General features: G+C 70.8%; 19 protein-coding genes. 11 read left to right on the top strand and 8 right to left on the bottom strand.

All coding sequences use genetic code 11. The features are described 5' to 3' along the window. Window positions 1–12 precede the first annotated feature (12 nt). Entirely contained in the window at window positions 13–459 is a 447-nt protein-coding gene (locus ASL10_RS01685) for a flagellar hook assembly protein FlgD (protein ID WP_052505459.1), read from the top strand. A gap of 149 nt (window positions 460–608) precedes the next feature. After that, entirely contained in the window at window positions 609–1,778 is a 1,170-nt protein-coding gene (locus tag ASL10_RS01680) for a flagellar hook protein FlgE (protein WP_056043669.1), read from the top strand. Between the two features lie 192 nt (window positions 1,779–1,970). On the opposite strand, the gene ASL10_RS01675 is transcribed toward ASL10_RS01680, so the two are convergent. The 8 genes from ASL10_RS01675 to ASL10_RS01635 form a co-directional block, all read right to left on the bottom strand. Beyond that, window positions 1,971–3,341, bottom strand: coding sequence for a reverse transcriptase family protein (locus tag ASL10_RS01675; RefSeq protein ID WP_056043664.1), 1,371 nt, complete (start codon window positions 3,339–3,341; stop codon window positions 1,971–1,973). Between the two features lie 479 nt (window positions 3,342–3,820). After that, window positions 3,821–4,090, bottom strand: a complete 270-nt coding sequence (locus ASL10_RS01670; RefSeq protein WP_056043661.1) for a DUF4190 domain-containing protein — start codon at window positions 4,088–4,090, stop codon at window positions 3,821–3,823. 113 nt (window positions 4,091–4,203) lie between these two features. Next, window positions 4,204–4,968: a YitT family protein gene (locus ASL10_RS01665; protein ID WP_082460145.1), complete on the bottom strand. Its 765-nt coding sequence runs from the start codon at window positions 4,966–4,968 to the stop codon at window positions 4,204–4,206. A gap of 238 nt (window positions 4,969–5,206) precedes the next feature. Further along, window positions 5,207–5,797, bottom strand: coding sequence for a hypothetical protein (locus ASL10_RS01660; RefSeq protein WP_056043657.1), 591 nt, complete (start codon window positions 5,795–5,797; stop codon window positions 5,207–5,209). A 559-nt stretch (window positions 5,798–6,356) separates the two neighbouring features. After that, window positions 6,357–6,965, bottom strand: a complete 609-nt coding sequence (locus ASL10_RS01650; protein WP_056043651.1) for a hypothetical protein — start codon at window positions 6,963–6,965, stop codon at window positions 6,357–6,359. After that, window positions 6,962–7,684, bottom strand: coding sequence for a hypothetical protein (locus tag ASL10_RS15795; RefSeq protein WP_157485180.1), 723 nt, complete (start codon window positions 7,682–7,684; stop codon window positions 6,962–6,964). The genes ASL10_RS01650 and ASL10_RS15795 overlap by 4 nt, the downstream gene beginning before the upstream one ends. Further along, window positions 7,681–8,793: a hypothetical protein gene (locus ASL10_RS01640; protein WP_157485179.1), complete on the bottom strand. Its 1,113-nt coding sequence runs from the start codon at window positions 8,791–8,793 to the stop codon at window positions 7,681–7,683. Before ASL10_RS01640 ends, ASL10_RS15795 begins: the two co-directional genes overlap by 4 nt. Before the next feature lie 137 nt (window positions 8,794–8,930). Beyond that, window positions 8,931–9,218: a hypothetical protein gene (locus ASL10_RS01635; RefSeq protein WP_056043642.1), complete on the bottom strand. Its 288-nt coding sequence runs from the start codon at window positions 9,216–9,218 to the stop codon at window positions 8,931–8,933. Between the two features lie 241 nt (window positions 9,219–9,459). Between ASL10_RS01635 and ASL10_RS16690 the strand changes: the two genes are divergently transcribed. From ASL10_RS16690 to ASL10_RS01590, 9 genes are all read left to right on the top strand, one after another. Next, entirely contained in the window at window positions 9,460–9,867 is a 408-nt protein-coding gene (locus tag ASL10_RS16690; RefSeq protein WP_082460064.1) for a flagellar FlbD family protein, read from the top strand. A 2-nt stretch (window positions 9,868–9,869) separates the two neighbouring features. After that, window positions 9,870–10,715 carry a motility protein A gene (locus tag ASL10_RS01625; RefSeq protein WP_056043640.1) on the top strand — a complete coding sequence of 282 codons (846 nt, stop codon included), beginning with the start codon at window positions 9,870–9,872 and terminating at the stop codon, window positions 10,713–10,715. Next, window positions 10,712–11,746: a flagellar motor protein MotB gene (locus ASL10_RS01620; protein WP_200922552.1), complete on the top strand. Its 1,035-nt coding sequence runs from the start codon at window positions 10,712–10,714 to the stop codon at window positions 11,744–11,746. Before ASL10_RS01625 ends, ASL10_RS01620 begins: the two co-directional genes overlap by 4 nt. A 126-nt stretch (window positions 11,747–11,872) precedes the next feature. Further along, entirely contained in the window at window positions 11,873–12,820 is a 948-nt protein-coding gene (locus tag ASL10_RS01615) for a flagellar motor switch protein FliM (RefSeq protein ID WP_056043639.1), read from the top strand. Then, window positions 12,817–13,542, top strand: coding sequence for a flagellar motor switch protein FliN (gene fliN / locus ASL10_RS01610; RefSeq protein ID WP_056043636.1), 726 nt, complete (start codon window positions 12,817–12,819; stop codon window positions 13,540–13,542). The genes ASL10_RS01615 and fliN overlap by 4 nt, the downstream gene beginning before the upstream one ends. Window positions 13,543–13,544: 2 nt before the next feature. Next, on the top strand, window positions 13,545–14,156 hold the full coding sequence (locus ASL10_RS01605) for a flagellar biosynthetic protein FliO (protein WP_056043634.1): 612 nt from the start codon (window positions 13,545–13,547) through the stop codon (window positions 14,154–14,156). A gap of 116 nt (window positions 14,157–14,272) precedes the next feature. Next, entirely contained in the window at window positions 14,273–15,190 is a 918-nt protein-coding gene (gene fliP / locus ASL10_RS01600) for a flagellar type III secretion system pore protein FliP (RefSeq protein ID WP_056044528.1), read from the top strand. Then, window positions 15,190–15,465 (top strand): flagellar biosynthesis protein FliQ, encoded by a 276-nt coding sequence (gene fliQ, locus ASL10_RS01595; protein ID WP_056043629.1) that lies wholly within the window; start codon window positions 15,190–15,192, stop codon window positions 15,463–15,465. The genes fliP and fliQ overlap by 1 nt, the downstream gene beginning before the upstream one ends. 9 nt (window positions 15,466–15,474) lie before the next feature. Further along, window positions 15,475–16,227, top strand: coding sequence for a flagellar biosynthetic protein FliR (locus tag ASL10_RS01590; RefSeq protein WP_255350769.1), 753 nt, complete (start codon window positions 15,475–15,477; stop codon window positions 16,225–16,227).

Below are 16,227 nucleotides of genomic sequence, written 5' to 3'. Positions count from 1 at the left end.
ACCGGAGATCCCATGCCCTCGATCGACCAGATATCGGGAACCGTCGACGTCGCGACCCAGATCGCCGCCGCCAACGCCGCGAAGAGCGGCTCGAGCCGTGCGACGGCGAACACGATGGACAGCGAGATGTTCATGAAGCTGCTCGTCACGCAGCTGAAGAACCAGGACCCGTCGACCCCGATGGACACCAACGCCATGATGTCGCAGACCACCCAGCTGGCGATGATGGAGCAGGTCACCGCGCAGACGACGACGGCCAACGAGAACTTCTCGCTGCAGATGCGCATCGCCGCGTCGAACCTGGTCGGCCGCGAGGTCAGCTACACGGGACCCGACGGCGTCGAGGTGAAGGGCACCGCGACGAGCGTGTCGTTCGCCGAGGCCGTCCCGAAGGTCTCGGTCGGCGGGAAGGAGGTCGCGTTGGATCTCATCTCGGGCATCGCCACCACGAAGGCGTGACACGCGTCCCCGACGCGCACCCCGCAGTACCACCGGCACCACCCGCACGACCCGCACCACCCCTCGAACCACACCGGGAGCAGGACGCGACCGGCACCACCCGCGCAGGACGCGCCTCCAGATCTCTCCCCAGCTGAAAGGCAGCACCCATGCTCCGCTCCCTCTACTCCGGCATCTCGGGCCTCCGCTCGCACCAGACGATGCTCGACGTCACCGGCAACAACATCGCCAACGTCAACACCGCCGGCTTCAAGTCGTCGACCACCCAGTTCCAGGACACGCTGTCGCAGATCACGCAGGGCGCCGGCGGCCCGCAGACCGGCATCGGCGGCACGAACCCCGCCCAGATCGGCCTCGGCGTGCAGGTCGCCGGCATCTCGACGAACTTCGCCCAGGGGTCGGCGCAGGCCACGGGCAAGGCGACCGACCTGATGATCTCGGGCGACGGCTTCTTCGTCACCCGCCTCGGCAACGACACCGTCTACACCCGCTCGGGCGCCTTCGACTTCGACGCCGACGGCCGTCTCGTGTCGTCCGACGGCAAGATCGTGCAGGGCTACTCGGCCACGAACGGCGTCATCAACGACGGAGGCGCGCTCGGCGACATCACGCTGCCCCTGAACGCGGCGGCCCCCGCGACGGCGACCTCGAGCGCCACGGTCGGCGGCAACCTGCCGAGCGAGTCGGCGGTCGGCGACAAGATCGTCCGCGACACCAAGGTGTTCGACGCCAACGGCCTCGAGCGCACCCTGACGCTCACCTTCACCCGCACGACGGCCGGCTGGGACGCCTCCGCGACCGACGGCAACGGAGGCGCCACGGCCTCGCTGGCCTTCGCCGACGGCAAGCAGGCGGGCGCGGCGTCGCTGCGACTGAACGGCGTCACCGTCGACCTGTCGGGCATCACCGGGTTCGCGGCGCTCAACACGACGTCGATCACCGAGCAGAACGGCCGTGCGGCCGGCACGCTGCAGGGCTTCTCGCTGTCGAAGGACGGCACGCTCATGGGCCAGTTCAGCAACGGCTCGACGGTCGGCCTCGGCCGCGTCGTCCTGGCGACCTTCACGAACCCCGGCGGCCTCGAGAAGGAGGGCAACTCGGGCTACCGCGCCACCGCCAACTCGGGTGCCGCGACCGTCGGCGCCCCCGGCTCGCCCGGCATCGGCTCGCTCTCCAGCGGCTCGCTCGAGATGTCGAACGTCGACCTGTCGCAGGAGTTCACCAACCTGATCGTCGCCCAGCGCGGCTTCCAGGCCAACGCCCGCATCATCACCACCTCGGACGAGGTGCTGCAGGAGCTCACCAACCTCAAGCGCTAGTCGGCCGGCGGCAGCCCGCCGCTGGCCGCTGGTCGCCAGCGGCCGGCGGCAGCCCGCCGCACCCTCCGCACCGCGTTCCGTGCACCACACCCGATCTCGTCGCGGTGCGGTGCACGGAACGCGGTGCGTTCGTCGTCAGGGGGCGCGGCGCCGGCCAGGAGGCGCGGCGCCGGTCAGGAGGCGCGGCGCCGGTCACCGGGGGACGCGCGCGAAGGCGGCGCGCAGCCGGGCGCCGCGCCCGGGGTTCAGCTGCTCGACCCAGCCGATGCGCCCCCAGAGCTGAGCGGCGAAGTCCGGGTGCCCGGCCCGGTTCTGCGCCTCGAGCCCGGTGGTGGCGGCGTTGTGCAGCACGGCCCGCAGCCGGTCGTACTCGGAGCGCATCGTGTTCGTGCCCGCGTTGACCACCACGCCGGTGACGACCTGTCGCGTGGCCGCTCCGCGCACCCGGGTCTTCGTCGGGTTCAGCAGGTGTCCCTCGTCGCCGACGATGCGTCCGACGCCCCGCACGAACGCGTCGGCCCGCCCCGCCAGCGTGCCGTCGCCGCTGAACGCCAGGTCGTCGGCGTACCGCGTGTAGGTCGCTCCCGCGGCCCGGGCGTAGCCGGCGAGCCGCGAGTCGAGCCTCCGCACCGCCACGTTCGCGAGGGTCGGCGAGGTCGGCGCCCCCTGGGCGAGGTGGGCGGCCGAGAGCGCGTGACGCAGGGCGAACCGCTGCTCGGGGCTGCCGCCCGGCGGCATGCGCGACAGCACGCCCGGCGGCACGGAGGTCGTGCAGAGCCCGGTGAGCACGTGGGCGACGGCGTCCGGCAGGCCCTCGCGGCGCAGCGCGCCGAACACCTGCCCGGCGGTGACCCGGGCGAAGAACGAGGTCAGGTCGAGGGCGATGACGACCTCTCGGCCGACGTGCCGTCGCGCGCCGGTGACGGCGCTGCGCCCCGGGACGAAGCCGTGCGCCGCGTCGTGCAGCGGCACCGCCGCCAGCACCTCGTCGAGCACGACGCGGTGCAGGTCGCGCAGGCGGAACCCGGGCACCTCGAGCAGCCGCGGCGTGCGTCCGGGCCGTGCCCGCCACTCGTACCGGTGGTGCTGCAGCGGACCTCGCTCGATCCGGCGGTTCCACCGGCCGGGGTCGGCGAACCAGTCGAGCTCGCCCACGGTCAGGTGCAGCAGTCGGGCGACGTCGGCCACGGTGCCCAGACGCAGGAGGCGCGGGTCGGCCGAGCGCGCCTCCTGCGTCACGGGCACGTGGTGGACGATGCGCAGGGGCCGGCCGCGCTTCCTGGCCTCGGTCACCGCCTCGGTGAAGGCCGGATCGCGGCGGATGTGGGCGGTGAGCGTGCGGGGGTCGTCGTGCGGTGCCCGGGGCAGGGCGCGGACGAGGTCGCGGGCGAGGGGACGCCAGAACCTTGCCGGCCCGTCGACGGCCTCGCCTGCGGCGGCGGCCAGTGCACCCACGGTCCACTCGGCCGCGAGCAGGGCGTCGGCGAGGGCGGTCGCGACGGCATCGGGACCCGGATCGGGCTCGCGGGCGCCCACGGCGGACGCGGGGGAGTGGGCGGTCACCCGGTTGTCGTCCGACCGCCGGCCGCGCGGGTCGCGGTCGGGTGCCGCCGGGGCGGGTGCGGAGTCCGTGTCGGGGGTGACCCGCCTGCGTCCGCGGCGGGTGCGGTGGGGTGGCTGCGGCGGTGCCTCGGCGACTCGTGCATCGGTGCGGGCCGCGAGCCGCGCGGAGCGCGGTCACCGGCCTGCGGAGCGGTGCCGTGGTCGATCTGCGTGCCCCGGGGTGGCCCCGGAGAGGACGGCACAGCGCGTGTGCCCTCCACCTCGCCGAGACACCGTCGCATGCCCACACGCTAACGGCGACCCCCGACGACCGCGATCCCCCGCAGGGCTGAACCCCCCCCCGTAGGGCGGGGCCCCCCGCAGGGCTGAGCCCTGTGCGTGATCGGGCCTACGGGCCCGCGACGCGAAGGAGGCGCGGTGCCTGCTCTGCAGACACCGCGCCTCCTGTGCTCCCCGGCTCGTGCGCCGGGTCGATCGACCTAGTAGGTCTGGACCGATGCCATGCCGGCGCTGAACGCCGAGATGCCGATGATGATGCCGCCGACGAGGAAGACGGCGCTGAGGATCACGCCGGCCAGGGCGAGGCCGTGGCCGCGCTCGCCGGTCTTCTTGATCTGCGACAGGGCGATCAGGCTGACGATGAGGCCGGCGAGGCTGAAGACGAAGGCCAGGATGAACCCGACGATCGCGAGGACGTTGTAGCCCGCGGCGGTGCCGGCGGACTGGGGCATGGCGGTGTTGTTGGACATGGGACTCCTAGGTGGTGTGACGTCCGGGGACGTGAAAGAAGAAAGTGACCGCTTCGAGACGAGAATGCCTCAAACAGACCGGTCGTGCACGGAAGTCTGGCAGAAAGGTGTGATCACGTGTGTCCGACGTACCGGCCGGCCTTGTGGTTCATCGCGAGCACGAGGTTCAACACGACGGCGCCGAGGGCCGAGAGCAGCACGATCCACGGCGAGACGACGGTCAACGAGGTCAGCACGATGACCACGTCGAAGCCCATCTGGACGTAGCCGGCGCGCAGCCCGGCGCGTTCCTGCAGTACCAGGGCGAGGATGTTGATCCCGCCGAGGCTGGCCCCGTGCCGGAACAGGATGAGCAGGCCGACGCCGACGAGCAGGTTGCCGGCGAGGGTTCCGTAGATCGGGTCGATCCCGTCGATGTCGAACATCAGCGGGTGCAGGTACGAGAAGGCGGACAGCATGACGACGGTCAGGATCGTCCGCAGGGTGAAGGGCCAGCCCTTCTTCCACACGGCGAGCGCGAAGAACGGCACGTTGACGAGGACGAACAGCACGCCGAAGGTCCAGCCCGTGGCGTAGCTCGTCAGCAGGGCGAGACCGGCCGTGCCGCCCGACACGGCCCCGCTGGTCTTGAGCAGGAAGAGCCCGAACGAGGCGAGGAAGACACCGGTCACGACGCCCATCACGTTCTCGGCGAGCGTGTGTTTGTTGACGTCGACGGTCTCGACCGAGCCGGTCAGGGCGGGGTCGTCGATGCCGTGCCGGGCGGGGGCTGCGGCGTCCGGGGTCGCGGCGTCCGGCAGGCCCGCGGGGGAGGACTCGGGGGTGGGCCCGTCGTCGCTGCCGACGGCGTTCCGCTCGGAGCTCGCGGCGCGGGACATGCTCGCGGTCGGGGTGGGGGAGGAGGTGCGGGTGACGTCGTCGGCGCGGGCGGCGGGGGTGGTGCCGGGGCGCGACTCGTCGAGGGGTTCGTGGGTCACCGGCACATCCTGCCAGCCCCCTGTTTCGTGCACGTGACGCGCCGCGCGCCCGCTTGTCAGCCCGCCGCACCGTCGAGTGGACGTGACGCCGCCGCATGCCGCGGTGTCTCGTCCAGACGGCGGTGTCCTCCCGGAGCGATCAGGCCGCGCCGGCCGTCACCATGGCGATCGGCACGACGACGGCGATCAGGCCTGCGAGCGCCACGAGGGCGCAGAGCACCGGACGTCGGGTCGTCAGCGGGACGATCCCGGGCACGATGGCGGCGGCCTTCCTGCCCGAGAAGACCTGATCGGCCGGCATGATCGTGAGTCGTGCGTGCTGGGCGATCTCGAGCAGTTGTCCTCCGGGCCAGTTGGCCTCGGTGAGGACGAGTCGGCGGCCCTTGCCGTCCCGGACGGCGAGGTATCCGAGCGTCTGCACGCCCTGGTTGAGCATGCAGAGGATGCCCTGGTGGTCGCCGTCCAGGGCGACGGTCGTCGTGCGTCCCCACCGCCGACGGGTGACCGCCGTGCCCGAGACCGAGAGGGTCGTCGTCCGAAGGTAGATCCCCAGGCCCACGGCCATCACGACCACCCCCGCCACGAGGTAGGGCAGGGCGGAGACGCCCATCCGGTTGATGCACACGAGGAAGGCGAGGGGGACGAGGAACACCCGGCCCTTGGCCTTCGCCCAGAAGTGCGGCCACGTCGGTCGGTAGGTGATGGCGGGCGGGAGGGGGCTGCTGGTCATGGTTCTTCTTCCTCTGGGGTGGTGTCTGACGGAGGGTCGTTCGTGAGATGCCACGAAAGACCTTCCGCGAGCTCGTCCATGAGGCGGACGACCTCGGAGAATGGGTGGGGAAAGGGAGCTTCCGCGATCAAGATGACGCGGGTCGACGTGCCCTCCTGCAACCACGTCCAGGTCACCTGGCCCGTGGCGGCGGGGCGCGAGAGTCCCTGCAGAGGCACAAGGCGGATGGCCTGGATTCGGTGGGCGCTTCCGAGGTGCGTTCCGAGGGTTGCGACGGATGGTGGCGCCAGGCATGTCGAGCTCGCGATGAGGGACTCCCTCAGCAGGCCTTCTCTTATCGGATGGTCGTCTTCGGCGACGTAGAGGGCGGCCCAGGCGACCGGGCCCGAGTCCTGACGCCCGGAGGCCACGAACGCGGCTATCGCGCCTTGTTCCTCCAAGGTCGTCCGCAGTCCGGCAAGCGGATGCGAGTCATCGGGAGGCCCCTGGCCTGCCACGCCGAAGAGTGGTCGCCAGAAGGATGAGTGATGGATGGTCAATTCCAGGTCTCGGTCGGGTCTCATGCACTCGCCGCCGCGACGACAGGGGGAGCCCAGAGCGACCAGATGATGATGCCAAGAAGGACCGCGGCGATCATGGTCAGGGAAACGGCGATGACGAGGGTCGCCCAAGGGTGTCGTTGTGGGGGCGACAGCATGCCTGGTGCGAGGGCGTCTGCTTCTGCTGGGCTCAGCAGGCCATTGCCGTTGGAGTACCTGAGGGGAAAGTGGCGCGCGATCCGTTCCAGGTCAGGGGTGGCCCAGTAGGCACCCGTCAGCCGCACGATTGGCTGCTTGCCCCGTCCCAGGATGAGACGAAGAACGGGTCGAGGACCATCCACAGTGGCGAAGATTCCGGCCGTCGGACGAGTCCTGGGGACATGTCGAGTCAAGAAGAAGCGCGAGTAGCTCAACCCGTCGTCGTGCAAGACGACGCGGGTGGTCACCATGTAGAGGCAGATGCCGCCGAGAACGAACACCAGGACGACTGCGGCAAGAGCCCAGCCCACCGCCGAGTCCCGGACGGTGAACGGGATGAGGCTCGTCGACCCGCCCGAGATGACGGCGTTTCGTGCGTAGTGGCGCCATCGTGGCCGTAGGACGAATGGCGTCGACATCGCCCGGCTCACGAGCCGGCCTTACTTTCAGCTGAGGTCGACGAAGGTCGGGTTCTGGCCGGCATTGTCCAGCGGAAAGCACGCACGATGTCATCGGCGTGGGCGAGTTGCGGCGAGAGAAAGACTCCACCCGTCGCGATGAAGGTCATGAGGAGGACACAGTCACGCCGCTCGGGAACGTCAACGATGTAATGAACTCGTGCCGTTTCGAGGGGCTCCTCGAGCGCTTGGCGTTGCTCGGATGAAAGGTCTGTCGTGCTGGCGATTCCCCGGCGTGCAAGCGCGAGTTCAGCCGTCCTGGCCCACTGTGCGGCGCTTTCCGTCCATCGATCCAGGACTCGTGCGACGTCGCCCTGGCTGGTGCTCATGGTGCTGACCAGGCTCGTTGGCCCGGCGAGGGAACGAGCGACCTCGACATTCAGCGAGACGCCTGAGCGAGCTTCGTTTGTCACCACGGGCACGACGGACAAGCACATGGGGCCCATCGATGGCCCGGCGGTCGACGAGAAGACGAAGAGGTCGAGGACGCCGTCCTGCTTTGCCTGCGAACAAATCGCCAGATAGGTGTTCTTTGCACGCCGACGGGCCAGAACCGTGTTTCGCGCGTCTCGTTGGCGACTCAGCGATGTCACCCCGTCGAGGAATCGCTCGATCTCGCTGTCGAGATCGATTGCGAGGTTCAGGCGACCCCACCCGTGCGGAAACGTGAAGGCATACCCCGCGGACGTCACAGCGACCCCACATGGATTTTCGTCTTCTCGGTCCAGTAGGTGCCCGCCGCGATGTCGGCTGCGTCCTGCCCGGCCGACACCAGCGACTTGACGTTTTGACCTGCACCCAGCAAACCGTTCGTGAGGGCTGAAACGACGCCGGGAGCAAACAGTTCGCGTGCCTTCGGCCCACCCGCGGCCAGGCGGCGCATCGCGAACATCTCGGCGGCCCCACCCAGGAGCAGATTGTCGAGGCTGGTGACGAGGGGGTTCCTCGCCACCGCGTCGAGTCGCTCGGCAACGGCTTGCCGCTCCGCGAGCCGGGCCTGTTTTGCGGCCTTGGTGGGAACCCCGGCAAGTGCGCGAGCGCTGACCGAGTCGATGATCGATCGTCGCATCCCCGATGTGGCCACCAGTGCTCCCTTGGCAGCCCCCAAGCCGACGATCGAGAGGCCGACGCCGAGGAGTTCGGTCCCGATGTCCGCAGGGGTTGCGTCGCCCGCACTGGCCTGAGCAAGGGTGATGACGAGGAGGAGCACGGCAGCCGCTATTCCGATGCCCAGAGCGAAGGGGCCGATTATCGGTACGAAGCTCAAGACGGCCAGCACCGGCCCGAGCGCGTTCAGCAGGTCCTTGATCGCCCCCAGCACCCCGCGGGCGTCGTGCACCACCTGCTTCACCCCGTCCCACCACGTGTCGCGCAGCTCGTCGTCACCCGCCAGGCGGATGGCCGCGATCGCTTGGTCGTTGAGGGCGCCGTACTCGCCGTCCGTGTCGCCCCCGGTGCCGACCAGGCGGGTGATGACCGCCTTCGCGTCGGCGAGGTCGGTGTCGGCGAGGTCGACGGCCCGCGTCCGGGCGGCCTCTTGCCGGTCGATCTCGAACGGGTCGGTCTCGCCGGGGACGACGTACTTGTCGGCCGTGCGCCGCGCCTCCTTCGCCTCGTCGGCGTCGAGGCGCGCGGCGTCCGCCTGGCGCTGGAGCTCTTCGAGGCCGTCCGCGTAGGTGTCCAGCGCCGTGGCGAGGTCGAGGTAGCGCTGCTTCGCCTTGTCGATCGCGTCGGCGAGCGGTTCCGCCGACGTCGTGAAGGTGCGGCCCGACTCGGAGTCCCACCCCTCGGCCTTCGCCAATCGACGCAGCCGCCTCGACTGGGTCTCGATCGAGGTGCCCGTGGCCCGCGCCGAGGTGGCCGACGACCGGATCTCGGTCGGATCACCGGGCACGGGGTCGGACGCCAGGTCGAGCGGGCTCCAGTCCCACGGGCGGCTCATGCCGCACCCGCCGTGTCGGTCGGGGTCAGCGCCGCAGCCAGCTCGTCCTCGGCCTGCGTGAAGGTCTTCGCCGCGCCCTCGGCCATGGCGCCGACCGCCGCGATCGACTCGAGCATCCGCCCGCGCGCGATCGCCCAGTCGTCGGCGAACGCCGTGACGGCCTGTTGCAGGCGTGGCGAGCCGACGCCGTCACCGGAGGCGCCGGCGCTGCCCGACGACAGGTCGGTGTGCAGGGTCTGGAGGTCGCGCGCCAACGTGGCCAGCGCCTCCAGATCGATGTCCATGTACTGCGCCACGGCGGTTTCCCCTCGTCGATATGAGCAATGTCACACACCATACCGACTGTTCGGCCCACCGCGACCTGCCTGTGGAGAACCCTGTGCCCCCTGAGATGGGCGGATCGGCCCGCGACCCGCACCTAACGCCCCGCCACCTCCGGCCGATAGTCACCCGTAGCCGCTCAGGACGAGCAGCGACACCTGCCCCCACGGACGGAGGCAGGAGACACAGACCTAGGACGGGCCGATGATCGTCGTCACGCGACTCAACGACAGCAGATTCGCTGTCAACCCTGACCTCATCGAGCGCATCCACGAGACGCCCGACACGGTCCTGATCATGGTCGACGGCGCCAAGTACGTCGTGACCGAGCCGATGGCCGAGGTCATCGAGATGATCGCCCGTTACCGGGCCCGCATCGTCTCGCTCGCCTACGACGAGCCGTCCGCCACCGCGCCGACGCCCCAGGCGCTCGGCAACCGCACCTCCACCGGTCCGCAGCTCGGCATCGTCCGAGGCTCGTCGGGTGCAGGAGGCGCGGGTCGCGTCACCGAGTTCCGTCCCGCCGTGCAGGCTCCCGCCGTCCACGCGCCGACCGCGCCGACCGTGCCGGCTGCGCCGGCCGCATCGGCCGACACCACGCAGGGACGCTGACCGTGGATCCCGCAACGATCATCGGCATCGTCCTCGCCCTGGGTGCCCTCTTCGGCATGATCCAGCTCGAGGGCGTCAGCATCGCCGGGCTGCTGTTGCCCGCCCCGATCATCCTCGTCTTCGGCGCCACCATCGGCGTCGGCATCGCCGGCACGACGATCAAGGACGCGATCCTCAGCTTCAAGAAGATCTCCCGCGCCTTCACCGGCAAGGTCGTCCCTCCGCAGTCGGTCATCGACGGCGTCGTGTCGCTCGCCGAGAAGGCCCGCAGCGAGGGCCTGCTCTCGCTCGAGCAGGAGGCCGAGAAGCTCGACGACCCGTTCATGAAGGGCGCCCTGCAGAACATCGCCGACGGCACCGACGGCGAGGAGCTGCGCATCCTGCTCGAGGACGAGATGGAGTCCCGTCTCGCCGCCGACCGCACGGCCAGCAAGTTCTTCATGAGCCTCGGCGGGTACGCCCCGACGGTCGGCATCGTGGGCACGGTCGTCAGCCTCACCCACGTGCTCGAGAACCTCGCCGAGCCCGACGAGCTCGGCCACATGATCGCCGCGGCGTTCGTCGCGACCCTGTGGGGCCTGCTGACGGCGAACTTCCTCTGGCTGCCGCTCGGTGCGCGCCTCAAGAAGCTGGCCGACCTCGACGAGCTGCGCATGACGCTGCTGATGGAGGGGGTGCTGGCGGTCCAGGCCGGAAGCCAGCCGCGCCTCCTCGGCGAACGCCTCAAGGCCATGGTGCCGACGCACGCACTCGACGGCGGCGACGGCAAGGGCGGCAAGGGTGGCAAGGGCGCCAAGGCCAAGGCCGGCGCGAAGACCGGTGGCGACGACCAGGGGCTGGCCGCATGAGCGGGGCACGCGGCGGTCGCAAGAAGAAGGGGCACGCCGAGGACGAGCACCCCGACGAGCGCTGGATGGCCTCGTACATGGACATGATCACCGTGTTGATGTGCATGTTCATCGTGCTGTTCGCCATGTCGAACGTCGACCAGGACAAGTACATCGCCCTGCGCAACTCGCTCGCGACCGGCTTCGGCCAGACCGACGTGGGCAAGGTCGACACGGCCTCGGGCACCGTCGTGAACGCCGCCGACGTGACGAAAGAGGGGAAGGGCTACTCGTCGGGCGACGAGACCGACCTGAGCAAGGCCGCCGCCTCGGGGGAGGCCCAGACCGCCGAGCAGGCCGCCGCCGCCACGGTCGCGGCCCAGGGCGAACTGGAGGACCTCACCGCCATCAAGGCCGCGATCGCCGCGAACCTCGAGGGCTCGGGGCTCAGCGCCGACGTCGAGTTCGCCGTCGACGCCCGGGGTCTGACCGTCCGCCTGATCGGCTCCGAGACCTTCTTCGGCACGAACAGCGCCGACCTCAGCGGCACGGCCGTGAACGTCATGAACGCCATCGGGCCGGTGCTGAAGACCTCGGGTCACGACGTCTCGGTCGAGGGCCACGCCGACCAGCGCAGCTCGACCGCGCCCTTCGCGACCAACTGGGAGCTCTCCTCCGCCCGCGCCACCCAGGTGCTGCGCGACCTCGTCGAGCGGGGCGGCATGGGTGCCGACCACATCCAGTCGGTCGGCTTCGGCTCGTCGCGTCCGCTCAGCACCGGCACGACCGACGCCGACCTCGCGTCGAACCGCCGCGTCGACATCGTCGTCCTGTCGAACCAGTCCGACACGGTGAGCGCGCTGCTGCCGCAGCTCGAGCAGGCCGCCGCCGCCGCGGGAGGCGCGGTGACCGACGGTCGCAACCCCACCGTCCAGCAGGCGGCCGACACCTCGACCACGGCCGAGTCGGGTGACGCGTCGACGGCGGACGCCGCGGCCGAGACGAAGACCGAGAAGAAGACGGAGAAGAAGGAGGAGTCCTCGGGCCACTGACCCCCGACGGGCCCCACCGGCCCGGGAGCGCGACCCCGCGACGCAGCACGACGACGGCAACCCAGTCCGGGGGGTACGACCGATCCTGGGCTAACGCCCAGGTGGGGCGGGCCGATAGCTCCGTCCGTGACACTCCTCGACGCCCCGACGGGCAGCAGCGCACCGACCTCGACGGTCGGCTCGTCGACGCGCCCGCAGAAGACCGTCGAGGTCTACGACTTCCGCCGTCCGACGACCCTCGCCCGTGAGCACTCGCGCGTCCTCGAGCTCGCCTTCGACACCTTCGCGCGGCAGTGGGGCACCCAGCTCACCGCCAAGGTCCGGGTGCTCTCGCAGGTGACCTGCGACCAGGTGCAGATGCTCACCTACGACGAGTACGCCTCGTCCCTGCCGCCGACCACCGCCATGGTGCTCTGCACCCTCGAGGGCGTCTCGGCGAAGGCCGTCATCCAGTTCCCGTCGTCCGCCGCGCTCACCTGGGTCAGCCACATGCTCGGCGCCGTCAAGCCCGCCACGCTGCCCGAGCGCACCTTCACGCCCATCGAGCAGGCCCTCGTGCGCCGCCTGATGGACGACGCCCTCGACGACCTCCGCTACTCGTTCGGCACCATGCTCGCCGACCCGATCAGCGTCGGCGGGTTCCAGTACAACTCGCAGTTCGCCCAGGCCGCCCAGAAGTCCGACCTGATGATCGTCGCCTCGTTCGAGATCCGCGTCGGCGAGCGCGTCGCGCCCGGCACGGTCGCGATCCCCGCCGACGTCCTGCTGTCGCAGCTGGGCGAGTCCAACCCGACGATCGACGCCGCCGACGCCCGCGACCTGCTCGGCGCCCAGCTGGCCTCGGTGCCGGTCGGCGTCTCGCTGACCTTCGCCCCCGCCGCGGTGCTGCCGAGCGTCGTGCTCGGGCTGGCCGTCGGCGACCTGCTGCCGCTTCCCCACCCGCAGCACCGCCCGCTCGAGATCAGCGTCGACGGCCAGCCCGTCGGCCGTGCCGCCGTCGGAGCCGCCGGCTCCCGCCTGGCCGGCATCGTCGTCTCCACCTCCCTGACCGGCACCGAAGAAGGAACCTCATGACCGGCACGACCATCACCCTGCACACCGCGGCGGTCGAGGCGCTGGTCGCCCAGCTGCCGACGCCCACGCCCCTGCGTGCCGTGGCCGTCGACCCGGCCTCCGCGCACGGCCTCCGCCTCGCGGGTCCGTCCGTCGTGGTCACGTCGTTCGTCGGGTCGGTCTCGGCCGACACCGCGGTCCTGCTGGCCGACATGGACCAGCTCGCCGCCGCGGCGGGCACCGACAACCCGATGGTCTCGGTCTCGGACGTCCTGCGTCCCGCGCTCGAGGCCGCGACGGGCGTGCTCGGCACCGGCGTGCTCGGCGAGAGCCGTCGCGAGTCGGCCGACGCGCTCCTGACCGACCCCGAGACGGTCGTCTTCGAGCTGACGGCCGCGGGTCAGCCCGCCGGCTGGTTCGCCCTGCGCCTCCGCGAGACCGGCACGATCGGCGGCTCGTCGCCCGTGGCGCCGACCGTGGGCGCGGTGTCGACCGGCAACCTCGGTCGCATCAACAACGTCGAGATGGCCCTGACGGTCGAGATCGGCCGCACCCGCATGTCGGTCCGCGACGTCCTGGGCCTCGAGCCCGGTGCCGTCATCGAACTCGACCGCTCGGCCGGCGCCCCCGCGGACGTGCTGCTCAACGGTCGCCTGATCGCGCACGGCGAGGTCGTCGTGGTCGACCAGGACTACGCCGTCCGCATCACCAAGATCCTCGACGTCGCCGACGGCATCGCCTGATCGTGGACACCGTCGTCGTCGGCCTGCGGGTCGTCCTCTCGTTGGGCGTCGTCCTCGCCCTGCTCTGGGTGCTGCAGAAGCGCCTGGTGAAGGGCGGTCGTGCGGGCTCCCGCGCCACGTCGCAGGTCTCGGTCGTCGCCCGTCAGGGCGTCGGCGCGAAGGCCAGCGTCGTGGTGGTCGACGTCGAGGGCGAGCGTCTCGTGCTCGGCGTGACCGAGTCGTCCGTGACCGTCCTCGCGGCCGCCGACCGTCCCGTCGACGCCGGCGCCCTGACGCTGGTCCCCGAGCCCGAGGAGTCCGCGACCGAGTCCGTCACGCAGGAGGCGCGGGTCACGTCGATCGCCCCCGTCGCGTTCGCGTCCGTCCTGTCCGCCGAAGGCGCCGCGGCCCGCGACGAGCTGCCCGCCCGCCCGGCCGACGCGACCCCCGTCGACACGACCCCCGTCGAGCTGCTGCGCCCTCGCGGTGCCGCCCGCCGTGCCGCCGTCTCGCGTCCTCGTGACCTCGACGCTCGTCGTCGCGGTCGCACCGCCAAGTCGATCGAGGGCTCGATCCTCGCACCCGACACCTGGCGTCAGGCGGCCGCGGCCCTGCGCAGCGGACGAGCCGGATGACCGGCCGCCGGTCGTCCGCGTCCCCGACCCGCCCCTCCTTCGCGTCCGCCCTGCGTCGCCTCGTCCGCCCGACGCTGCGGGACGGCCTGCACGGGGCCCCCCTCGGCCGCTCCCTGGTGGCCGCACCCGCGCGCTTCGCCGACACGCGCTTCGCCCGGGCCATCGTCGTCACACTGCTCGCGCTCGTCGTGGCGTCCGCCCTCGTCATGTTGATCGGTCAGCAGGCGAACGCGGCCCCCGTCTCGCCGACGGCCCCCACCGCTCCCACCGCCCCGGCCACGGACGGCACCGAGGCCACCACCGGCACGACCCCCACCGACTTCACCGACACCGACCAGACCACGTCGGACGGCACCGGCTCGGGCGGCCTGAGCATCGACATCAACGGCCCCGACGGTGCGCCCAGCCAGGCCGTCGTCACCCTGATCGGCATCACGCTGCTGAGCGTGGCGCCCGCGCTGCTGCTGATGATGACGTCGTTCACCAAGATCTTCGTGGTGCTCGCGATGACGCGGAACGCGCTCGCGCTGCCGTCGATCCCGCCGAACCAGGTGCTCGCAGGGCTGGCCCTGTTCCTGAGCCTGTTCATCATGGCTCCGATCCTGACCCACATCAACACGGACGCCGTGCAGCCCTACCTCGACGGCCGCCTCGACCTGCAGGGCGCGATCGACGCCGGCATCGCGCCGTTGCGGGAGTTCATGCTCGCCCACACCCGCGAAGAGGACCTCGCGCTGATGACCCGGTCGGCGAACCAGCCGAACCCCGACAGCCAGGCCGACGTGCCCATGCTGACGCTCATCCCGTCCTTCATGATCAGCGAGCTGCGCGCCGCGTTCATCATCGGCTTCGTGATCTTCATCCCCTTCCTCGTCATCGACCTCGTCGTCAGCGCCGCGCTCATGTCGATGGGCATGATGATGCTGCCGCCGGTGATGATCTCGCTGCCGTTCAAGATCCTGCTGTTCGTCCTCGTCGACGGCTGGGGCCTCATCATCAAGAGCCTCATCGAGAGTTACCAGGTGGGTGCCTGATGGATTCCAACGCCGTCCTCGACCTCTCGATGCAGGCCCTGATCATCACGGGCAAGCTCGCCGCACCCGTGCTGATCACCTCGCTCGTCGTCGGTTTCGCGATCTCGCTGCTGCAGTCGATCACGCAGATCCAGGAGGTCACCCTCGCGTTCGTGCCGAAGGCCGTCGCCGTCGGCATCGCGCTCATCGTCACCGGCCACTGGATGATCAGCGAGATGGTGTCGTTCACGACCATGGTGTTCGACCGCATCCCCCAGCTGCTCAGCGGCGGGTAGGGACGCACCGTGTCGTTCGACCTCAGCTGGCTCGAGGCCACCCTCCTCGCCGCCGTGCGCATGACCGCGTTCCTCGTGATCGCGCCTCCGTTCTCGTACCGGGCCTTCCCGGCGAGGGTGAAGGCCATGCTCGGCATCGGGCTCGCGCTCGCCGTCGCGCCCCGCGTCGCCCCCGGCTACGTGTCCCTCGAGACGGGACCGTTCGTCATGGCCCTCGTGCTCGAGCTCGTCGTCGGCGCCGTGCTGGGCTTCCTGGTGTTCGTCGCCTTCGCCGCGGTGCAGGCGGCCGGCAGCCTGATCGACCTCTTCGGCGGCTTCACGCTCGCCCAGGCGTTCGACCCGCAGTCGATGGTCAACGGCGCGCAGTTCACCCGGTTGTTCCAGATGACCGCGCTCGCCCTGATGTTCGCGACCGGGGGGTACCAGCTGATCATCGGCGGCCTCACGCGGTCGTTCGACGCCGTGCCGCTCGGGCTCGGCATGGACCTCTCCCGTCCGGTCGAGCTGCTGACGACCGGCGTCAGCCAGCTCTTCCTCTCGACCATCCAGATCGCCGGGCCGCTCTGCGTCGTGCTGTTCCTCGCCGACGTCGGCCTCGGGCTGCTCTCCCGCGTCGCGCCGGCCCTCAACGCCTACGCGATGGGCTTCCCGCTCAAGATCCTCATGACGGTCATGCTGGCCGGCGGCGTCTTCCTCGCCCTGCCCGGCGTCGTGGCCTCGTTGACCGGCGACGCCGCCGACATGCTGCTGGGGGTGGGCTGA

This window comes from Frigoribacterium sp. Leaf8 (assembly GCF_001421165.1).
In the GTDB taxonomy this organism is placed as follows: Bacteria; Actinomycetota; Actinomycetes; order Actinomycetales; family Microbacteriaceae; genus Frigoribacterium.
The sequence above is the reverse complement of the archived record's forward strand: the minus strand, read 5'-3'. Positions and strand labels throughout refer to the sequence as shown.

Coding starts and splice junctions, on each gene's coding strand:
- ASL10_RS01660 (WP_056043657.1), bottom strand. CDS start 5,797: ATGACCAGCAGCCCCCTCCCGCCCGCCATCACCTACCGACCGACGTGG.
- ASL10_RS01665 (WP_082460145.1), bottom strand. CDS start 4,968: ATGTCCCGCGCCGCGAGCTCCGAGCGGAACGCCGTCGGCAGCGACGAC.
- ASL10_RS16690 (WP_082460064.1), top strand. CDS start 9,460: ATGATCGTCGTCACGCGACTCAACGACAGCAGATTCGCTGTCAACCCT.
- ASL10_RS01680 (WP_056043669.1), top strand. CDS start 609: ATGCTCCGCTCCCTCTACTCCGGCATCTCGGGCCTCCGCTCGCACCAG.
- ASL10_RS01670 (WP_056043661.1), bottom strand. CDS start 4,090: ATGTCCAACAACACCGCCATGCCCCAGTCCGCCGGCACCGCCGCGGGC.
- fliN (WP_056043636.1), top strand. CDS start 12,817: ATGACCGGCACGACCATCACCCTGCACACCGCGGCGGTCGAGGCGCTG.
- ASL10_RS01620 (WP_200922552.1), top strand. CDS start 10,712: ATGAGCGGGGCACGCGGCGGTCGCAAGAAGAAGGGGCACGCCGAGGAC.
- ASL10_RS01685 (WP_052505459.1), top strand. CDS start 13: ATGCCCTCGATCGACCAGATATCGGGAACCGTCGACGTCGCGACCCAG.
- fliQ (WP_056043629.1), top strand. CDS start 15,190: ATGGATTCCAACGCCGTCCTCGACCTCTCGATGCAGGCCCTGATCATC.
- ASL10_RS01635 (WP_056043642.1), bottom strand. CDS start 9,218: ATGGACATCGATCTGGAGGCGCTGGCCACGTTGGCGCGCGACCTCCAG.